The following is a 14,685-nucleotide window of genomic DNA, read 5'->3' as shown; positions in this document are numbered from 1 at the left end:
AGATTCAATCTGTCAATGCAACACCCCTTTCAATTATCTCTTTCGGTGTTTTGAACTTCAGTGTCTTTCTCGGTCTGTTGTTTAGCTGAGCAGCAACCAGATCTAGTTCATGTTGAGTATATTGGGCAAGACATGTCTTTTTAGGAAAGTACTGCCGAATTAGCCCATTTGTGTTCTCATTTGTTCCCCGCTGCCAAGGACTCTGAGGATCGCAGAAGTAAACTTTAACGCCGGTGCTGACAGTAAATTCTAGATGTCTGGCCAGTTCCATTCCTCTGTCCCATGTCAGTGATTTTCTGAGTTCTGACGGTAAACTCAGGAATTTGTCGGTAAGAGCCTGATTTACTGAGACAGAATCTTTGCCCCTGAGTCTAAGGATGATCGTATAACGTGATTTTCGGTCTACAAGTGTGGCTATATGAGAGTTTTTTGTACCTGAGACTAAATCGCCCTCCCAATGCCCCAGAGAGCGTCTGTTATCGATATTTCGGGAACGTTCGTGAATTGGTGTTCCGTTCACTATGTTAATCGTACCTCTTTCGCCTTTGCGGGTATGACGCCTGCCATGGCGAAGGCTATGCGACCGTCGCAGATGCTGTATATTCAGGTGGTGTAGCGCTTCACGGCTACGAAAGTACAGCGTTTTATAAATTGTCTCAGGTGATATTCGCAGCGTTTTTTGACGTGGTTTTGTTCGCCTTAACCATCCTGATATTTGCTCTGGAGACCATTTCATCTCCAGCTTTTCCAGAACAAGCTTTCGCAATGGTAAATTTTGATCCAGTAAGCACGGTTTTGGCCTTTTCGCCATTCTGTTGGCTCGGTTATTAGCATCAACAGCTTTGTAATAGCGTCTGCCCCGATTACGCTGAACTTCACGTGAGATCGTCGAAGGACTGCGATTCAGCGCAGTAGCTATCGCACGAATGCTCATTTTGGCTGACAAACCAGCTCGTATCTCCTCGCGCTCAGACAGTGTCAGGTGAGCTACAGCCCGCTTACGCTCATGGGGTTTTATGCCGCCAGTATCCCTTAACATAGTGAAGATCGTTCCGGGTTTTGAACCCAGGATATTCGCTATTTCACTGAAGCCTGTTCCGTTCTTCCATAGTTCAAAAACAGAGGCTTTTTCCTCTGCTGTAAATGTTCGTCTCATTCAAAAAACCTCCGCAACCCCATGTTTTCACATAACTGTTGCGTTGACCAATTGAATCTACAGTGCTGTCTTTCGGATAGGCCACGTCATAGCCTTCCGGCATAGCCCGTTTGAATTCGGCAATTTTATCTTTCACCGCGGTGGCGGTATTGAGCGCATTCGCGCCCGGCGAGAGCATTACCGCCATACCGGCTGCCGGGTGGCCATTCAGCCTGGCGGTAGCCGTGTAATCCTCGCTGCCCATCTCCACGCGCGCCACGTCGCCGATACGCACCACTGCGCCGCTGGACTGGCTCTTAACGATGATATTTTTAAACTGATCGACCGTCTGCAGGCGCGACTGGGCACGCACGGTGGCGGTCAACTGCTGGGTACCGGACGCGGGTAAAGCGCCGATTTTACCGGCGGAAACCTGCACGTTCTGCGCTTCAATGGCGCTCTGAACGTCGGATGGCATCAGCGAGTACGACGCCAGCTTTGCCGGGTCAAGCCAGATGCGCATGGCGTATTCCGCACCAAACACCTGCAGGCTGCCGACGCCCTCTACGCGTGCCAGCGGATCCTGCATATTACTCACCAGCCAGTCGGCGATATCCGAACTGCTGGCGTGGTCGGTTTTATCGTACACGCCCATGATCAGCAGGAAGTTACTCTGCGATTTTTGCACCGTAATGCCGGCCTGCTGTACCTCGGTCGGCAAGCGCGACTCGGCCTGCTGAACTTTGTTCTGCACCTGAACCTGCGCGGTATCCGGGTCGGTTCCCTGTTCGAATGTGACGGTGATGCTTACCGAGCCGTCCGAACTGCTGGTGGAGGTAAAATAGAGCAGGTTATCCAGCCCGGTCAGCTGTTGCTCAATGACCTGGGTGACGCTGTTTTCCAGAGTCTGTGCCGACGCGCCAGTGTAGGTGGCAGAGATTTTTATCGACGGCGGGGCGACGTCGGGATACTGCGCGACGGGCAGGGTACGGATTGCCAGTACCCCGGCGAGCATAATCAGAATGGCAATCACCCAGGCAAAAACCGGGCGACGCACGAAGAAGCGGGAAAACATCAGGCGTTTCCTCCCGCGGTTTTCATCTCTTCGGCGTTAACTTGCTGACCGGCGGTCACTTTATCGGTGCCTTCCACAATCAGCTTATCGCCAGCCTTCAGTCCACTCAGCACCAGCCATTTGTCGCCGTAGGTGTCACCCGTTTCCAGCTGACGTTGTTCTACCTTATTGCCGGCCCCCACCACCAGCGCGGTGGCGTTGCCTTTGGCATCACGGGTAATTCCCTGCTGCGGGGCGAGAATGGCCTCGCTCATTACCCCTTCATCCACTCTGGCGCGAACAAACATCCCGGGCAGAAGCTGATGCTGCGGGTTGGGGAAGACGGCGCGCAGTGTGACCGACCCGGTGGATTCGTCCACTGCCACTTCAGTCAGGGCCAGACGGCCTTTTTCCTGATAGGTGCTGCCATCTTCAAGGATCAACGACACGCTCAATGTCTCGCTGTTGCTGGCAAGCGTTTGTTTGCGTAATCGCAGAAGATCGGCGCTGGAGCGGGTTAAATCGACGTACATATTGTCCAGGCCGCGAATGGTGGCGAGCGCGGTCTCTTGCTGGGCAGTGACCAGTGCGCCGGGGGTGACCGAAGAGATGCCAATACGTCCGGCAATCGGGGCGGTCACCGTGGTCCAGTTGAGGTTAATGCGCGCGCTTTCCTGGGCTGCTTTTTTCGACTCCACGCTGGCCTTGTCCTGCGCGCAGGTGGACTTTGCATCTTCGGCATCCTGACGCGATACGCCGTCGTCTTTCACCAGTTGTGTATAGCGTTGAGCTTTCTGGCAATCGGCCTGCACCAGCGCCTGCGCCTGTTTCAGGGCCGCGGCGGCTTCATCGTAGGCGGCGCGGTAGCTGGAAGGGTCAATTTGATACAGCGCCTGTCCGGCTTGCACGGTATCGCCTTCGGTAAAGAGCCGTTTCTGAATAATGCCGCCCACCTGAGGACGCACTTCCGCGCTCATGGCGGCCGTGGTGCGTCCGGTCAGTTCACTGACCACGGAAACGGGTTGGCTCAGGAGCGTAACAATCCCCACTTGCGGGAGGGGATGTTGAGGAGCAGATGTTTGTGCATTATCGCACCCCGTCAGGAGGAATAATGCTGCGATGGAGGTTGTTATGGCTTTCATAATTTTTTCCAGGGTGAACGATGCCTGCCCTGTTAATGGCTTAACAAGGAAGGGGGCTATTTAAAGGCACAGCGATACCGCATCTCCGGCAGAGCCGGAAATGTTAATAAGGGAATAACGTCTTCCCGCTAATTATTCACATGCGATTACTTCGCAGAGAAAAGCATATTTAAAATATTTTGATAAAGAGGCTCTAATTGTTCAGAGGGTACGTTTAAGGGGGTGAGTCGACGGTAAATAGACCCCTCAATCATTACCGCGGTAATCTCCACGCAGCAGCGAATATGATCATCACTCAGGTGGGGAAACTGTTTTTTCAGGTGTGCGCAGGCATTAGCAAACATCCGCTTTTCCGCTTCGACCAGCATGGCCGCCACCTGGGGATTGCGCGTGGCTTCAGCCGACATCTCAAGCATCAGCGCATCGTCATCTTCATTCAGGGTCTGTCGCCAGGCGAGCGCCTGAGGCATCCCCTCGACCAGCGTTTTACCCTGAATCTCTTCGATGCGTGAGTCGATGATACGGCGAATCATCTCTTCAATAATCGCATCTTTGTTACTGAAATAACGGTAGATTTGCCCGACGCTGAGCTTTGCCTCACTGGCGATCTGCGACATGCTGGCCGCATGAAAACCGCTGGCGCGAAAGCACTGACGCGCGGCAGCGATGATGTCGTCCTGACGCTGCTTTTGGCGTTCTTCCAGTTTTGTGCTCATCGTCGGTTACCCTATAAAAGTGAGAATGATCGTTCTCATTATACGTTTCAGGTGCGTATTGGAAAGACTTTTTTTAAGTACTTATTGAATGAATATTTCAATGTTTAAAGAATGGAGAAAAAAAGGAGTTTTGATGAAGGAAAGGCTGTGCAATATTAAGATTGCACAGAAAATAAGGAGAAAAATATGCATCTGAGCACGACGGATAACGTCACACACGATGAAAAAGAAGAATTATTAACAGGGCTTCGCGCCTACAACGGACAATTTTTAGATCTCTCAAACTTTAGCGGCGACATTGGCGTTTATGTGCGAGACGATAAGGGCGTGATGCTGGGCGGGTTAATTGGCGTGCGCAAAGGCGACTGGCTAAACATCGATTTTCTGTGGGTCAGCGACACCGTGCGGGGATCGGGCGTCGGCAGCCAGCTTATCAAAACGGCAGAAGACGAAGCCCGACGCAAAGGCTGCACCCATGCGCTGGTGGATACGGTCAGCTTCCAGGCACGTCCATTCTATGAAAAGCAGGGCTATCAGCTGCAGATGTCGTTGCCGGATTATCCGTACCCGGGTATGCAAAGGCATTATCTGACCAAATTCCTTTAACCGCCGATGCCGTTACCCATCACGGCCAGCGCGTGACGCACAATGATCTCTGGCGAGAGGGCGTGTAGCCTCTCGTCGTTGCGCATTCTTGAGAACGGCACCAGCACCAGGCTTAGCAGCGTGGTGAACAGCAGTTCTGGCGCGAGTGCCCGGTTCAGTTGTCCTTCCTGTTGCCAGCGTTTAAGGGTGGCAAGCGTTGCCTGGTATTTGTCGTCACCGAACCGCGCGTGCAGATGCGTGCGCAGTACAGGCATCTCCCCGATGACCTCCTGCATCCACAGCGGGGCAAACCAGCGGTGCTGCTCCGCCAGCTCGGCCAGTACCTTCACCATTTGCGTTAATGCGTTGACCGGCGAGTCGGGGTTTTCGGCGAAAATTGCGCCGATCCGATTACGTAAGGGCAGGAAGCGCTCCTCAATCATCGCGTCGAGCAATTGTTCTCGTGAATTGAAGTAGTAATGCAGCATCGCTGGCGTTACGCCCGCTTCTTTGGCGATGGCGTTCAGCGAGGTTTGAGCGATCCCCTGGCGGGAAAAGAGGCTCAACGCAATATCCAGCAGTTGTTCGCGGCTGGCGGTTGCCCGCTTTCCGCCGCGTGGTCGACCGGGGCGGCGCGGTTCAGAATTGTCCTTATGTGCTGGCATAGTCGCAGGATCTCTTGATCTTATTCATCACTTACTTAAATATTAATTATCTAGTTAATTAATTTCAAGCGATCTCTTATGGAGTCCGACGTAATGACTCAACCTGCGCAAAACGCGCCGTCGATAAAGCTGCTGTTCAGCGCGTTGCTGCTGGTGATGCTGCTTTCGGCGCTGGACCAGACGATTGTTTCCACGGCGTTGCCCACCATCGTTGGGGAACTGGGTGGCCTGGATAAGCTCTCCTGGGTGGTGACGGCCTATATCCTCAGCTCGACCATTGTGGTGCCGCTGTACGGAAAATTCGGCGATCTGTTTGGGCGTAAAATCGTCCTTCAAATCGCTATTGTGCTGTTTCTGGCAGGGTCGGTGCTCTGCGGTCTGGCGCAAAACATGACCCAACTGGTGCTGATGCGCGGCCTGCAGGGGCTGGGCGGCGGCGGTCTGATGGTCATCAGTATGGCCGCCGTGGCGGACGTTATTCCGCCTGCGGAGCGTGGCCGCTATCAGGGGCTGTTTGGCGGCGTGTTTGGTCTGGCGACGGTGATCGGGCCGCTTATCGGCGGGTTTATCGTGCAGCACGCCTCCTGGCGCTGGATTTTTTATATCAATCTGCCGCTCGGTCTCTTTGCCCTGCTGGTGATAGGCGCGGTGTTCCACGGCAGCGCACGGCGCAACAAGCACGAGATTGATTATCTGGGGGCGATTTACCTCAGTATGGCGCTGCTGTGTATCATCCTGTTTACCACTGAAGGCGGGACGATACGCCAGTGGAACGACCCGCAGCTGTGGTGCATTCTGGCCTTTGGCCTGACGGGTATCGCCGGGTTTATCTATGAGGAGCGTCTGGCCTGGGAGCCGATCATTCCGCTCTCGCTGTTCCGCGATCGCAGTTTTCTGCTCTGCAGCCTGATTGGCTTTATTATCGGGATGTCGCTCTTTGGCTCGGTCACCTTCCTGCCGCTCTATCTGCAGGTTGTGAAAGACGCCACGCCGACTCAGGCCGGTCTGCAGCTGATCCCGCTGATGGGCGGACTGCTGCTAACCTCGATCATCAGCGGGCGGATTATCAGCCGTACCGGAAAATACCGTCTGTTTCCGATCGCCGGTACGCTGCTTGGCGTGGTGGGCATGGTGCTGCTGACGCGTATCTCGATCCACTCGCCGACCTGGCAGCTGTACATTTTTACCGGCGTGCTGGGGATGGGTCTGGGGCTGGTCATGCAGGTACTGGTGCTGGCCGTGCAGAACAGCGTCTCTGCCGATCAATACGGGGTAGCGACTTCCGGGGTCACGCTGTTTCGTTCCATTGGCGGGGCCATCGGCGTCGCGCTGTTTGGCGCGGTCTTCACCCACGTTTTGCAATCGGGTCTGATGGACCGTTTACCGCAAGGGGCGGAGTTACCGCATGAGCTCAATCCTGCGGCCATTCACCGGCTGCCAGAGGCCCTGCGGCTCGATTACCTTGATGCGTTTGGCTCAGCCATTCACGCGGTGTTCCTGCTGGCGGCAAGCATTATGGTGCTGGCGTTTGTACTGTCGTGGTTTTTACGTGAAACGCCGTTACGCCGTGCGGGCATGCTCAGGTCGGATCAATAGCGACCCCGCACATATAACTTATCCGTCTTATTGATGCTTTTTCGTTTTTTAGCCAGCCGTACCGTTGTCGATATAGTCACTGAAACGTTTATCAAAAGGATATGTCTCGTGAAACTTCGATTGGGTGCTCTGGTTCTCGCGGGCCTGCTGCTGGCAGGTTGCGATCAAGGCGGCAGCGATGCCAAACACATCAAAGTCGGCGTGATTAACGGCGCGGAGCAGGACGTGGCGGAAGTCGCTAAAAAAGTGGCGAAAGAGAAATACGGTCTGGATGTGGAACTGGTGGGGTTCAGCGGCTCGCTGTTGCCCAATGATGCCACCAGTCAGGGCGATCTTGATGCCAATGTCTTCCAGCATCGCCCGTTCCTGGCAGAAGATAACAAGGCGCATCACTACAAGCTGGTTGCTGTGGCGAACACCTTTGTTTTCCCGATGGCCGGCTACTCCCGCAAGATAAAATCCGTGTCTGAGCTGAAGGACGGCGCGACCATCGCCATTCCAAACGATCCGACCAACCTTGGCCGCGCATTGCTGCTGTTGCAAAAAGAGAAGCTGATTACCCTGAAGCCGGACGTTGGCCTGCTGCCGACGGCGCTGGATATCACCGCCAATCCGAAGCATTTGAACATCATGGAGCTGGAAGGGGCGCAACTGCCGCGCGTGCTGGATGATCCGAAAGTGGATGTTGCCATTATCAGCACCACCTATCTCCAGCAAACCGGGCTGTCGCCGGTGCATGACAGCGTGTTTATTGAAGATAAAAACTCGCCGTATGTGAACATCGTGGTGACGCGGGAAGACAACAAAGACGCGGAAAACGTGAAGGAATTTATCCAGTCGTATCAGTCGCCGGAAGTGGCGAAGGCCGCAGAGACCCTCTTTAACGGTGGCGCGGTGCCGGGCTGGTAGTCAGGACAAAGGCGTATAACAGGGTGTTATACGCCTTACCGGGTTATTTCAGGTTGGCTTTAAAGAACGAGGCCAGTTTTGCAAACGGGATCAGATCCGTGCGGTCATACAGGTCAACGTGGCCTGCATTCGGCACGATATACAGCTCTTTCGGTTCACCGGCGCGTTTATAGGCGTCTTCGCTAAACTCTTTCGAATGCGCTTTATCACCCGTGATAAACAGCATCGGACGCGGTGAAATGGTTTCGATATCGTTGAACGGATAGAAGTTCATAAACTTACCGATGCTGCTCATCATCGGTTTCGTCGTCAGCGCCTCTTTCTCGCCCTGTGGCGTGTACCCGCCGCGTTCGGTGCGATAGAAATCGAAGAACTCACGCTGGATAGCCGGCGTAGAATCATCCAGCTTATTTACCGTCCCGGGAATGTAGGCTGTCTCTGCACCCTGATACTCTTTCAGACGCTGCTCAGCGGCAGAGGCAATCATCGCTTTACGCTGTTCAACCGTCACGGAATGGTTGAGGCCGTTGCGGAAGGCGGAGCCCATGTCATACATGCTGACGGTGGCGATCGCTTTCATGCGCGGGTCAATTTTCGCCGCGCTAATAACGAAGCTGCCGCTGCCGCAAATGCCCAGCACCCCGATGCGCTGTGGATCGACAAAAGACTGAGTGCTCAGATAATCCACGGCCGCGCTGAAATCATCGGAATAGATTTCTGGTGAGATCAGATGCCCCGGTTTACCTTCGCTTTCCCCCCAGAATGAGAGATCAATCGCCAGGGTGACAAAGCCCTGTTCCGCGAGCTTTTGCGCATAGAGACTGGCGCTTTGCTCTTTCACCGCGCCCATCGGATGGCCGACCACGATCGCCGGCAGTCTGGCGTTTTTATCCGCCTCTTTTGGCCGATACAGATTGCCGACGACGTTCATCTGATACTGGTTTTTAAAGGTCACCTTCTGCTGCGTAACCTTATCGCTTTTATAGAAATTATCTGCGCCCCGGGACATATCGGCAGCGCTGGCGGCGAAGGCGCTGACTAACAGCCCGAGCGCCATGGTGAATCTTCTCATGATTAACTCCTGTGAAGTGTGTCGTTGTGTGAGGTGTAAAACGTGAACATGGCAGCGGCGATAAGCAGTACACCGCTGAGTGCAAAGGTGCTTTGCCAGCCGCTGTGGTCAAAGGCCAGGCCACCGAGCGTGGAGCCGAGCGCAATGGAGAGCTGCACCATTGCCACCATCAGTCCGCCCCCCGCCTCGGCATTTTCAGGAAGCGTTCTGGCAACCCAGGTCCACCAGCCGACGGGGGCGGCCGTCGCGACCAGTCCCCAGAGGCCGAGCAGGGCGGTGACGGCGGCAAGGTGATGGCCGAAGGCCATCAGTGCCGCGGCAATCAGCGCCATCACCACGGGAATGGCGACCAGCGTGGTGTAAAATCCGCGGCGCAGAACCGTGCCGATCAGCAGGGTGCCGATAAAACCCGCCACGCCAATCACCAGCAGGATTAACGATAACTGCGTCGCGCTGGCGAAAGTCACGGTTTCCAGGAACGGACGCACGTAGGTAAACAGCGCGAACTGCCCCATGAAAAAGACGCCGCACGCGACCATTCCTTTTGCCACCAGAGGGTTTTTCAGCAGGCCGAAGGCGCTGGTGGACGACGCGGTGCGCTTTTCCACGGACATGGAAGGCAGGCTGAACCACTGCCAGATAAACGCGAGCAGGCTCACGGGCACCAGGCAGTAAAAGGCACCGCGCCAGCCGATTGTCGCCCCCAGCCAGCTGCCGAGCGGAGCCGCAACGACGGTCGCCAGGGCGTTGCCACCGTTAAAAATGGCCAGCGCACGTTGAACCTGATGCGGTGGCACAAGGCGAATTGCGGTCGCCGCAGAGAGCGACCAGAAGCCGCCAATGGCCACGCCAAGCAGTGCGCGTCCCAGCATATAAAGGGGATAGCTCTCAGCCACGGCGATAATCAGACCGGAGACGGCCATCAACGCCGTCAGGCCCAGCAGCAGCGATTTGCGGTTAATGCCTCCCGCAAGAGAAGAGAGAAACAGGCTGGTCAATACGGCCAGCGCGCCGGATATCGCGATCCCGAGGCCCGCCAGGCCTTCACTGACGGCGAGATCCCGCGAAACGGGCGTCAGCAGACTTACCGGCATAAATTCTGAGGCGACCAGCGTAAAAGCGCAGAGGGTCATTGCCAGCACGCCGCTCCAGCAGGCACGGGACTGGCGCGCTGATGTTTCGTTCACCATAGCGGACATCGTGTTTACCTTGTTATTCGTTCGGCCAGATTCGAACAAGCCGGGGCCGGGCGCTATTCGCGGGAATAACGCATACAGATGAAGTGTTGGAATGTGGTTGACGTCAGGTCACAGTGAAAATTTTACACGGCGGGTGTATTCTGACTAGCTAATCAATGCTTAATGAGCTTATAAGTGTGGCTTATAAATGAGGGTGTGATGAAGCGTAACCTGAACGATCTTTTTGCTTTTGTCACCGTGGCGCGTGAGGGCAGTTTTACCCGTGCCGCGGCACAGTTGGGCGTGACCCAGCCCGCGTTAAGCCAGGCCATAACCGGGCTGGAGAACCGGATGCAGATCCGCCTGCTGACCCGCACCACCCGCAGCGTTTCCCCCACCGCAGCCGGCGAACGCTTGCTCAACGCCATTGGCAACCGTTTCGATGAAATCGAAGCGGAGCTGGACATGTTGACGGAGCTTCGCGACAAGCCTGCCGGCACGGTGAGGATCACCTGTGGACCCGATGTGTTATCGCGCACTCTGTTGCCTAAGTTGACGCCACTTTTGCGGCAATACCCCGACATTCACATCGAGTTCGACGCCAATCACGGTTTTCGCGATATCGTTGCCGACCGCTTCGATGCGGGCGTTCGTATGGGAGATACCATCGATAAAGACATGATCGCGTTGCCGATAGGCCCGCAGTTGCGTATGGCCGCGGTCGCCTCGCCGGACTACTTCGCTCGTCATCCTGTTCCGCAAACGCCGCATGAGCTGACGCAGCACCAGTGTATTAACCAGAGGATGATTAAATCCGGCGGGATTTACGTCTGGGATTTTGATCAGGACGGTGGCGATCTGAACGTGCGCGTGAATGGCCAACTGACCTTCAATACTTCCTGGCATATTGTCGAAGCTGCCCTGGCGGGATTCGGGATTGCTTTCCTGCCCGAAGACGAGTTTGGCGATCATATTGCTGAAGGCCGGTTAATCCGCGTGCTGGAACCCTGGTGTCTGCCCTTCCCGGGGTATTATCTCTACTACCCGAGCCGAAAGCAGCCGTCGCCGGCCTTTTCTCTGGTGGTAGATGCGCTGCGAATGCGATAACGTTGACCCGATTTCATCGATCATCGCCCTGTGGCCCACATTGTTACGCGCGGCATCGGGCTATTCTCCTCTTCACACTATGAGGAGAATACCCATGAACATCACTCAGATTCGTAATGCCACTCAGCTGATTACCTACGCCGGGAAACGCTTTTTAATCGACCCAATGCTGGCCCCGAAGGGCGCTTATCCGGGCTTCCCCGGCACGGCGCATGCGGAGATCCGCAACCCGATGGTCGAGCTTCCCGTTGACGTCAGCACGCTCCTGGAGGCGGATGCGGTGATCGTCACCCATATCCATGACGATCACTGGGATCGCGCCGCAGTGGAACTGATCGGCAAAGATAAACCTGTCTTTGTGCAGAACGACAGCGACGCCGCGCTGCTGCGCAGCCAGGGATTTACCCACCTGACGGTAATGACCGAGGAGACGGCGTTTGGCGATATCCGGATCGCGAAAACCCGCGGCGGCCAGCACGGTACCGATCGTGCTTACGCCGTGCCGGAGCTGGCGGAACGGCTGGGTGAAGCCTGTGGCGTGGTTTTACGTCATCCTGATGAGAAGACGCTCTACATTGTCGGGGATACCATCTGGCGTGATGAAGTGGCAGCCGACCTGCAAAAGCATCAGCCGGATGTGGTGGTGCTTAACGCGGGCTATGCTCACGTCATCGGGTTTGGGCCGATTATCATGGGCCAGGAAGATGTGCTCAACGTCCACTTCCTGCTGCCGCAGGCGAAAATTGTGGCGACCCATATGGAGGCCATCAACCACTGTCTGTTGACCCGCCATGCGCTGCGTGAGTACGTTGACGCGAACCTGATTGGTGATGCGGTGAGCATTCCCGAGGATGGTGAAACCGTTATATTCTGAGCATCACCAGGGGAAAGGAGAGATACATGGCGCTAATCAACGTCGCGATTGTTGCGGTAGACGGGTTCAGCCCGTTCCACTACTCCGTTCCCTGCATTTTGTTTGGTGATACGGTATCCGGCGAAAAGCGCTTTAGTGTGTTGATCTGCGCCGAAAAACCGGGATTACTGACATCCACAGACGGGTTTGCGCTTAACGCGACTCACGATTTCTCCGCCATCGGCCAGGCTGATATCGTCGTGGTGCCTTACTGGCAGCATGTCCAGCAACGCCCGCCCCAGACGCTTCTCGACAGCCTGGTCCAGGCCAGAGACAACGGGGCGGAGATCGTCGGGCTTTGTCTGGGGTCGTTTGTGCTGGGTTATGCGGGCATTCTCGACGGTAAACGCGCGGCCACGCACTGGGAGTTTGAACATCAGTTTCAGACGCTTTTCCCGGACGTAAAGCTGGATATCAATGCGCTCTACGTCGATGACGGCAATATCATCACCTCTGCGGGTACCGCTGCCGCGCTTGACTGCTGCCTGTACATCATCCGCCAGCGCTTTGGCAGCGTGGTCGCTAACCAGATTGCCCGCCGTATGATCGTACCGCCACACCGCGAGGGGGGGCAGGCACAGTTTATTGCCCAGCCGGTACCGAAAGATACCCGTGACGGACGAATCAACTCCCTGATTGACTATCTCCAGCAGCACATTGCCGAACCGCATAATCTGGACTCGCTGGCAGAGGTGGTATCGATGAGCCGCCGCACGCTTACCCGCCATTTTGTAAAAGCCACCGGAATGAGCGTGGCCGACTGGCTGACCACCGAGCGCCTGCGGCGCAGCCAGATACTGTTAGAAGCCGGGAATATGCCCATTGAAAGCGTGGCAGAGCTGGTAGGGTTTAACTCTGCGGTGACCTGGCGCCAGCAATTTAAGGCGCGTTTTGGCGTGAGTCCGGCAGAATGGCGTAAGACTTTTCGGCTTCGTCATTAATTTATTACGGCTTCCTCGGCGATGCGGCGTTCGATACCCGCTATGTTTCCAACGTAGTGCTCGACCAGACCGATAACCGCTACCTGAACGGTATCGGCTCCGATCTGGATCGGATGCGCTATCTGATGGATAACGCCGCGGCGGCGCAGCAGTCGCTGGGCCTGCAGTTTGGCGTCTCGCTGACTGCGGATCAGATTGCTGCGCTCGACCACAGCTTACTGTGGTGGGAGAAGGCCGCCGTCAACGGCGAAACGGTGATGGTGCCGAAGCTTTACCTGTCCCCGAAGGACGTTACCGTCAATAACGGCAGCGTGATTGCGGGCAACAACGTCACCCTGAAGGGGGGAAGCATCACCAACAGCAGGCGCTGTGGGGGCGGCATCCGGCGAACTGATTGCGACAGCGATTGCCAGACAGCTCTGTCCGGACACAGACCCGTCGACGCTGACGGAAGGGCAGAAGCAGACCGTGAGTACGCTGGCATCTGTTTCAGCGGGCATAGCTGGCGGGCTGGCCGGGGGAAATACGGCTGGTGCGGCGGCCGGGGCCAGTGCAGGGAAGAATAGTGTTGAGAATAATTTATTCGACGGTAGTGAAGAGGCTCAGGCAGCGTGGATACGCCAGCACGGCGTCGATATGACGACCTGTTCCGATAATCCGAGTGGGGCCGCATGTCAGAAAGCAATGAATGAACGTTATGCCGTAGGGGTGGCGCTTAGCTCTCTTACCCGGTAGCGCTCAGGTCTTATGGGGATTAGGCGCAGGTGCTAATGCTGGTATCAACTATCTAGCTGATGGAACTATAGACCTAACAACAGCTATTATTGGTGGCTGGGTTAATGTGATCAGTGCCGGAAATGGTATTGGAGGAACAGTTGGCTGGAATGCGGCCGGAGGTGCATTAGGAAACTGGCTTGAAGGTAAAGATCCAATATCTGGTGCGTTAGTAAATGGTGCAGGTTCCGTTGTGGGTTATGGCATTGGCAATGGCCTTAAATGGGGAGTTAACGCTGGTGCTAACTGGTGGAAAGGTGGTTGGGATCCCAAGTTTAACACTCACCTAAGACAGTTTACTGAAGTAAAAGGGGATTATGGTCTTTCAAAAGAAATGAAACCAAGCAATGTGCCAAGCTCAATTGGTGACATTGGTGGTAGTATTTCTTCAGAAGTTGGAGGTAAATATACAGAGTATAAAATGAAGCAAGTAGGAGATGGTAGATGAAAATACTAAAATATACTCTTCCTCTGGTTTTTTTTATAGTATTTAGTATGGTTTCAATTTTTCTGACAGGGATCGTTTTATATGCATGCGGAGAGGTTTTTTTCTTAGTTTATAAAGGAATACCAATATCTTTTTCACCGAGTATTATTTTTTTTTTAGGTAAAATAAGTATATACATTGGTAGTTTTGCTGGAGTAATGTTATTGATCGCTAACGTGCTAAAAAAATGATAAAAATCGGCAAGTTGTAGCAAAAAATAATGGGCTGGATCTGAGGCATAATTACTGTGATACAACATTCCAGTGTCTTGACTACCCATAAAAAATAAAAATACATATGGTATATCTGAGAAAAGAGTAAAACTAAGATCTCGCTTACTGAACCGGGATCTTAGTCATTCACATATCTTTGGCTGGTCAATACTGACGACGCTCAGCCCTTCAGCGCATC

At 54.7% G+C, this 14,685-nt stretch carries 13 protein-coding genes and 3 pseudogenes; 8 read left to right on the top strand and 8 right to left on the bottom strand.

Annotated elements, in window-relative coordinates:
• Positions 1–4 precede the first annotated feature (4 nt).
• From HV157_RS13785 to HV157_RS13770, 4 genes and pseudogenes are all read right to left on the bottom strand, one after another.
• Positions 5–1,156 carry an IS30-like element IS30 family transposase gene (locus tag HV157_RS13785; RefSeq protein ID WP_001254932.1) on the bottom strand — a complete coding sequence of 384 codons (1,152 nt, stop codon included), beginning with the start codon at positions 1,154–1,156 and terminating at the stop codon, positions 5–7.
• A gap of 61 nt (positions 1,157–1,217) precedes the next feature.
• A pseudogene (locus HV157_RS13780) lies at positions 1,218–2,210 on the bottom strand (efflux RND transporter permease subunit); the annotation flags it as partial.
• Positions 2,210–3,331: an efflux RND transporter periplasmic adaptor subunit gene (locus tag HV157_RS13775; protein ID WP_032679304.1), complete on the bottom strand. Its 1,122-nt coding sequence runs from the start codon at positions 3,329–3,331 to the stop codon at positions 2,210–2,212. The pseudogene HV157_RS13780 and the gene HV157_RS13775, both read right to left, overlap by 1 nt.
• A 146-nt stretch (positions 3,332–3,477) precedes the next feature.
• Positions 3,478–4,047, bottom strand: a complete 570-nt coding sequence (locus HV157_RS13770; protein WP_014168015.1) for a TetR/AcrR family transcriptional regulator — start codon at positions 4,045–4,047, stop codon at positions 3,478–3,480.
• 186 nt (positions 4,048–4,233) lie between these two features.
• Here HV157_RS13770 and HV157_RS13765 point away from each other — a divergent pair, with 186 nt between their 5' ends.
• Positions 4,234–4,653, top strand: coding sequence for a GNAT family N-acetyltransferase (locus tag HV157_RS13765; RefSeq protein WP_063214961.1), 420 nt, complete (start codon positions 4,234–4,236; stop codon positions 4,651–4,653).
• Here HV157_RS13765 and HV157_RS13760 read toward each other — a convergent pair.
• Entirely contained in the window at positions 4,650–5,297 is a 648-nt protein-coding gene (locus tag HV157_RS13760) for a TetR/AcrR family transcriptional regulator (protein ID WP_025206509.1), read from the bottom strand. The genes HV157_RS13765 and HV157_RS13760 overlap by 4 nt on opposite strands.
• Before the next feature lie 93 nt (positions 5,298–5,390).
• Between HV157_RS13760 and HV157_RS13755 the strand changes: the two genes are divergently transcribed.
• Positions 5,391–6,893 (top strand): MDR family MFS transporter, encoded by a 1,503-nt coding sequence (locus HV157_RS13755; protein ID WP_226777994.1) that lies wholly within the window; start codon positions 5,391–5,393, stop codon positions 6,891–6,893.
• Between the two features lie 108 nt (positions 6,894–7,001).
• The gene (gene nlpA / locus HV157_RS13750) at positions 7,002–7,802 is read left to right on the top strand and encodes a lipoprotein NlpA (RefSeq protein WP_020882712.1); all 801 of its coding nucleotides are present in this window, start codon (positions 7,002–7,004) and stop codon (positions 7,800–7,802) included.
• 43 nt (positions 7,803–7,845) lie between these two features.
• Here nlpA and HV157_RS13745 read toward each other — a convergent pair whose 3' ends face one another.
• Together HV157_RS13745 and HV157_RS13740 are read right to left on the bottom strand one after the other, a co-directional pair.
• A complete protein-coding gene (locus HV157_RS13745; protein WP_032679306.1) occupies positions 7,846–8,874 on the bottom strand; it encodes an alpha/beta hydrolase in 1,029 nt (342 codons plus the stop codon).
• 2 nt (positions 8,875–8,876) lie between these two features.
• Positions 8,877–10,073: an MFS transporter gene (locus HV157_RS13740; protein WP_025206507.1), complete on the bottom strand. Its 1,197-nt coding sequence runs from the start codon at positions 10,071–10,073 to the stop codon at positions 8,877–8,879.
• A gap of 198 nt (positions 10,074–10,271) precedes the next feature.
• Here HV157_RS13740 and HV157_RS13735 point away from each other — a divergent pair, with 198 nt between their 5' ends.
• The 5 genes and pseudogenes from HV157_RS13735 to HV157_RS26395 all read left to right on the top strand — a co-directional run.
• The gene (locus tag HV157_RS13735; RefSeq protein WP_020882709.1) at positions 10,272–11,159 is read left to right on the top strand and encodes a LysR family transcriptional regulator; all 888 of its coding nucleotides are present in this window, start codon (positions 10,272–10,274) and stop codon (positions 11,157–11,159) included.
• 94 nt (positions 11,160–11,253) lie between these two features.
• Positions 11,254–12,033 (top strand): MBL fold metallo-hydrolase, encoded by a 780-nt coding sequence (locus HV157_RS13730; protein ID WP_121340344.1) that lies wholly within the window; start codon positions 11,254–11,256, stop codon positions 12,031–12,033.
• Positions 12,034–12,059: 26 nt separating this feature from the next.
• Positions 12,060–13,013 carry a helix-turn-helix domain-containing protein gene (locus HV157_RS13725; protein ID WP_014168024.1) on the top strand — a complete coding sequence of 318 codons (954 nt, stop codon included), beginning with the start codon at positions 12,060–12,062 and terminating at the stop codon, positions 13,011–13,013.
• 5 nt (positions 13,014–13,018) lie between these two features.
• Positions 13,019–13,375: pseudogene (locus HV157_RS13720) on the top strand (hypothetical protein); the annotation flags it as partial.
• Positions 13,374–14,235 (top strand): annotated as a pseudogene (locus HV157_RS26395) (VENN motif pre-toxin domain-containing protein); the annotation flags it as partial. The pseudogenes HV157_RS13720 and HV157_RS26395, both read left to right, overlap by 2 nt.
• 109 nt (positions 14,236–14,344) lie before the next feature.
• Here the strand turns inward: HV157_RS26395 and HV157_RS13705 are convergent.
• Positions 14,345–14,554, bottom strand: coding sequence for a hypothetical protein (locus HV157_RS13705; RefSeq protein WP_182268070.1), 210 nt, complete (start codon positions 14,552–14,554; stop codon positions 14,345–14,347).
• Positions 14,555–14,685 lie beyond the last annotated feature (131 nt).

It is taken from the genome of Enterobacter sp. RHBSTW-00318, assembly GCF_014101375.1.
GTDB classification, from domain to species: domain Bacteria; phylum Pseudomonadota; class Gammaproteobacteria; order Enterobacterales; family Enterobacteriaceae; genus Enterobacter; species Enterobacter ludwigii.
Note: the sequence above shows the minus strand (reverse complement) of the source record. Positions and strands in the feature narration are given on the sequence as shown.

Coding starts and splice junctions, on each gene's coding strand:
- HV157_RS13785 (WP_001254932.1), bottom strand. CDS start 1,156: ATGAGACGAACATTTACAGCAGAGGAAAAAGCCTCTGTTTTTGAACTA.
- HV157_RS13775 (WP_032679304.1), bottom strand. CDS start 3,331: ATGAAAGCCATAACAACCTCCATCGCAGCATTATTCCTCCTGACGGGG.
- HV157_RS13770 (WP_014168015.1), bottom strand. CDS start 4,047: ATGAGCACAAAACTGGAAGAACGCCAAAAGCAGCGTCAGGACGACATC.
- HV157_RS13765 (WP_063214961.1), top strand. CDS start 4,234: ATGCATCTGAGCACGACGGATAACGTCACACACGATGAAAAAGAAGAA.
- HV157_RS13760 (WP_025206509.1), bottom strand. CDS start 5,297: ATGCCAGCACATAAGGACAATTCTGAACCGCGCCGCCCCGGTCGACCA.
- HV157_RS13755 (WP_226777994.1), top strand. CDS start 5,391: ATGACTCAACCTGCGCAAAACGCGCCGTCGATAAAGCTGCTGTTCAGC.
- HV157_RS13745 (WP_032679306.1), bottom strand. CDS start 8,874: ATGAGAAGATTCACCATGGCGCTCGGGCTGTTAGTCAGCGCCTTCGCC.
- HV157_RS13740 (WP_025206507.1), bottom strand. CDS start 10,073: ATGTCCGCTATGGTGAACGAAACATCAGCGCGCCAGTCCCGTGCCTGC.
- HV157_RS13735 (WP_020882709.1), top strand. CDS start 10,272: ATGAAGCGTAACCTGAACGATCTTTTTGCTTTTGTCACCGTGGCGCGT.
- HV157_RS13730 (WP_121340344.1), top strand. CDS start 11,254: ATGAACATCACTCAGATTCGTAATGCCACTCAGCTGATTACCTACGCC.
- HV157_RS13725 (WP_014168024.1), top strand. CDS start 12,060: ATGGCGCTAATCAACGTCGCGATTGTTGCGGTAGACGGGTTCAGCCCG.
- HV157_RS13705 (WP_182268070.1), bottom strand. CDS start 14,554: ATGGGTAGTCAAGACACTGGAATGTTGTATCACAGTAATTATGCCTCA.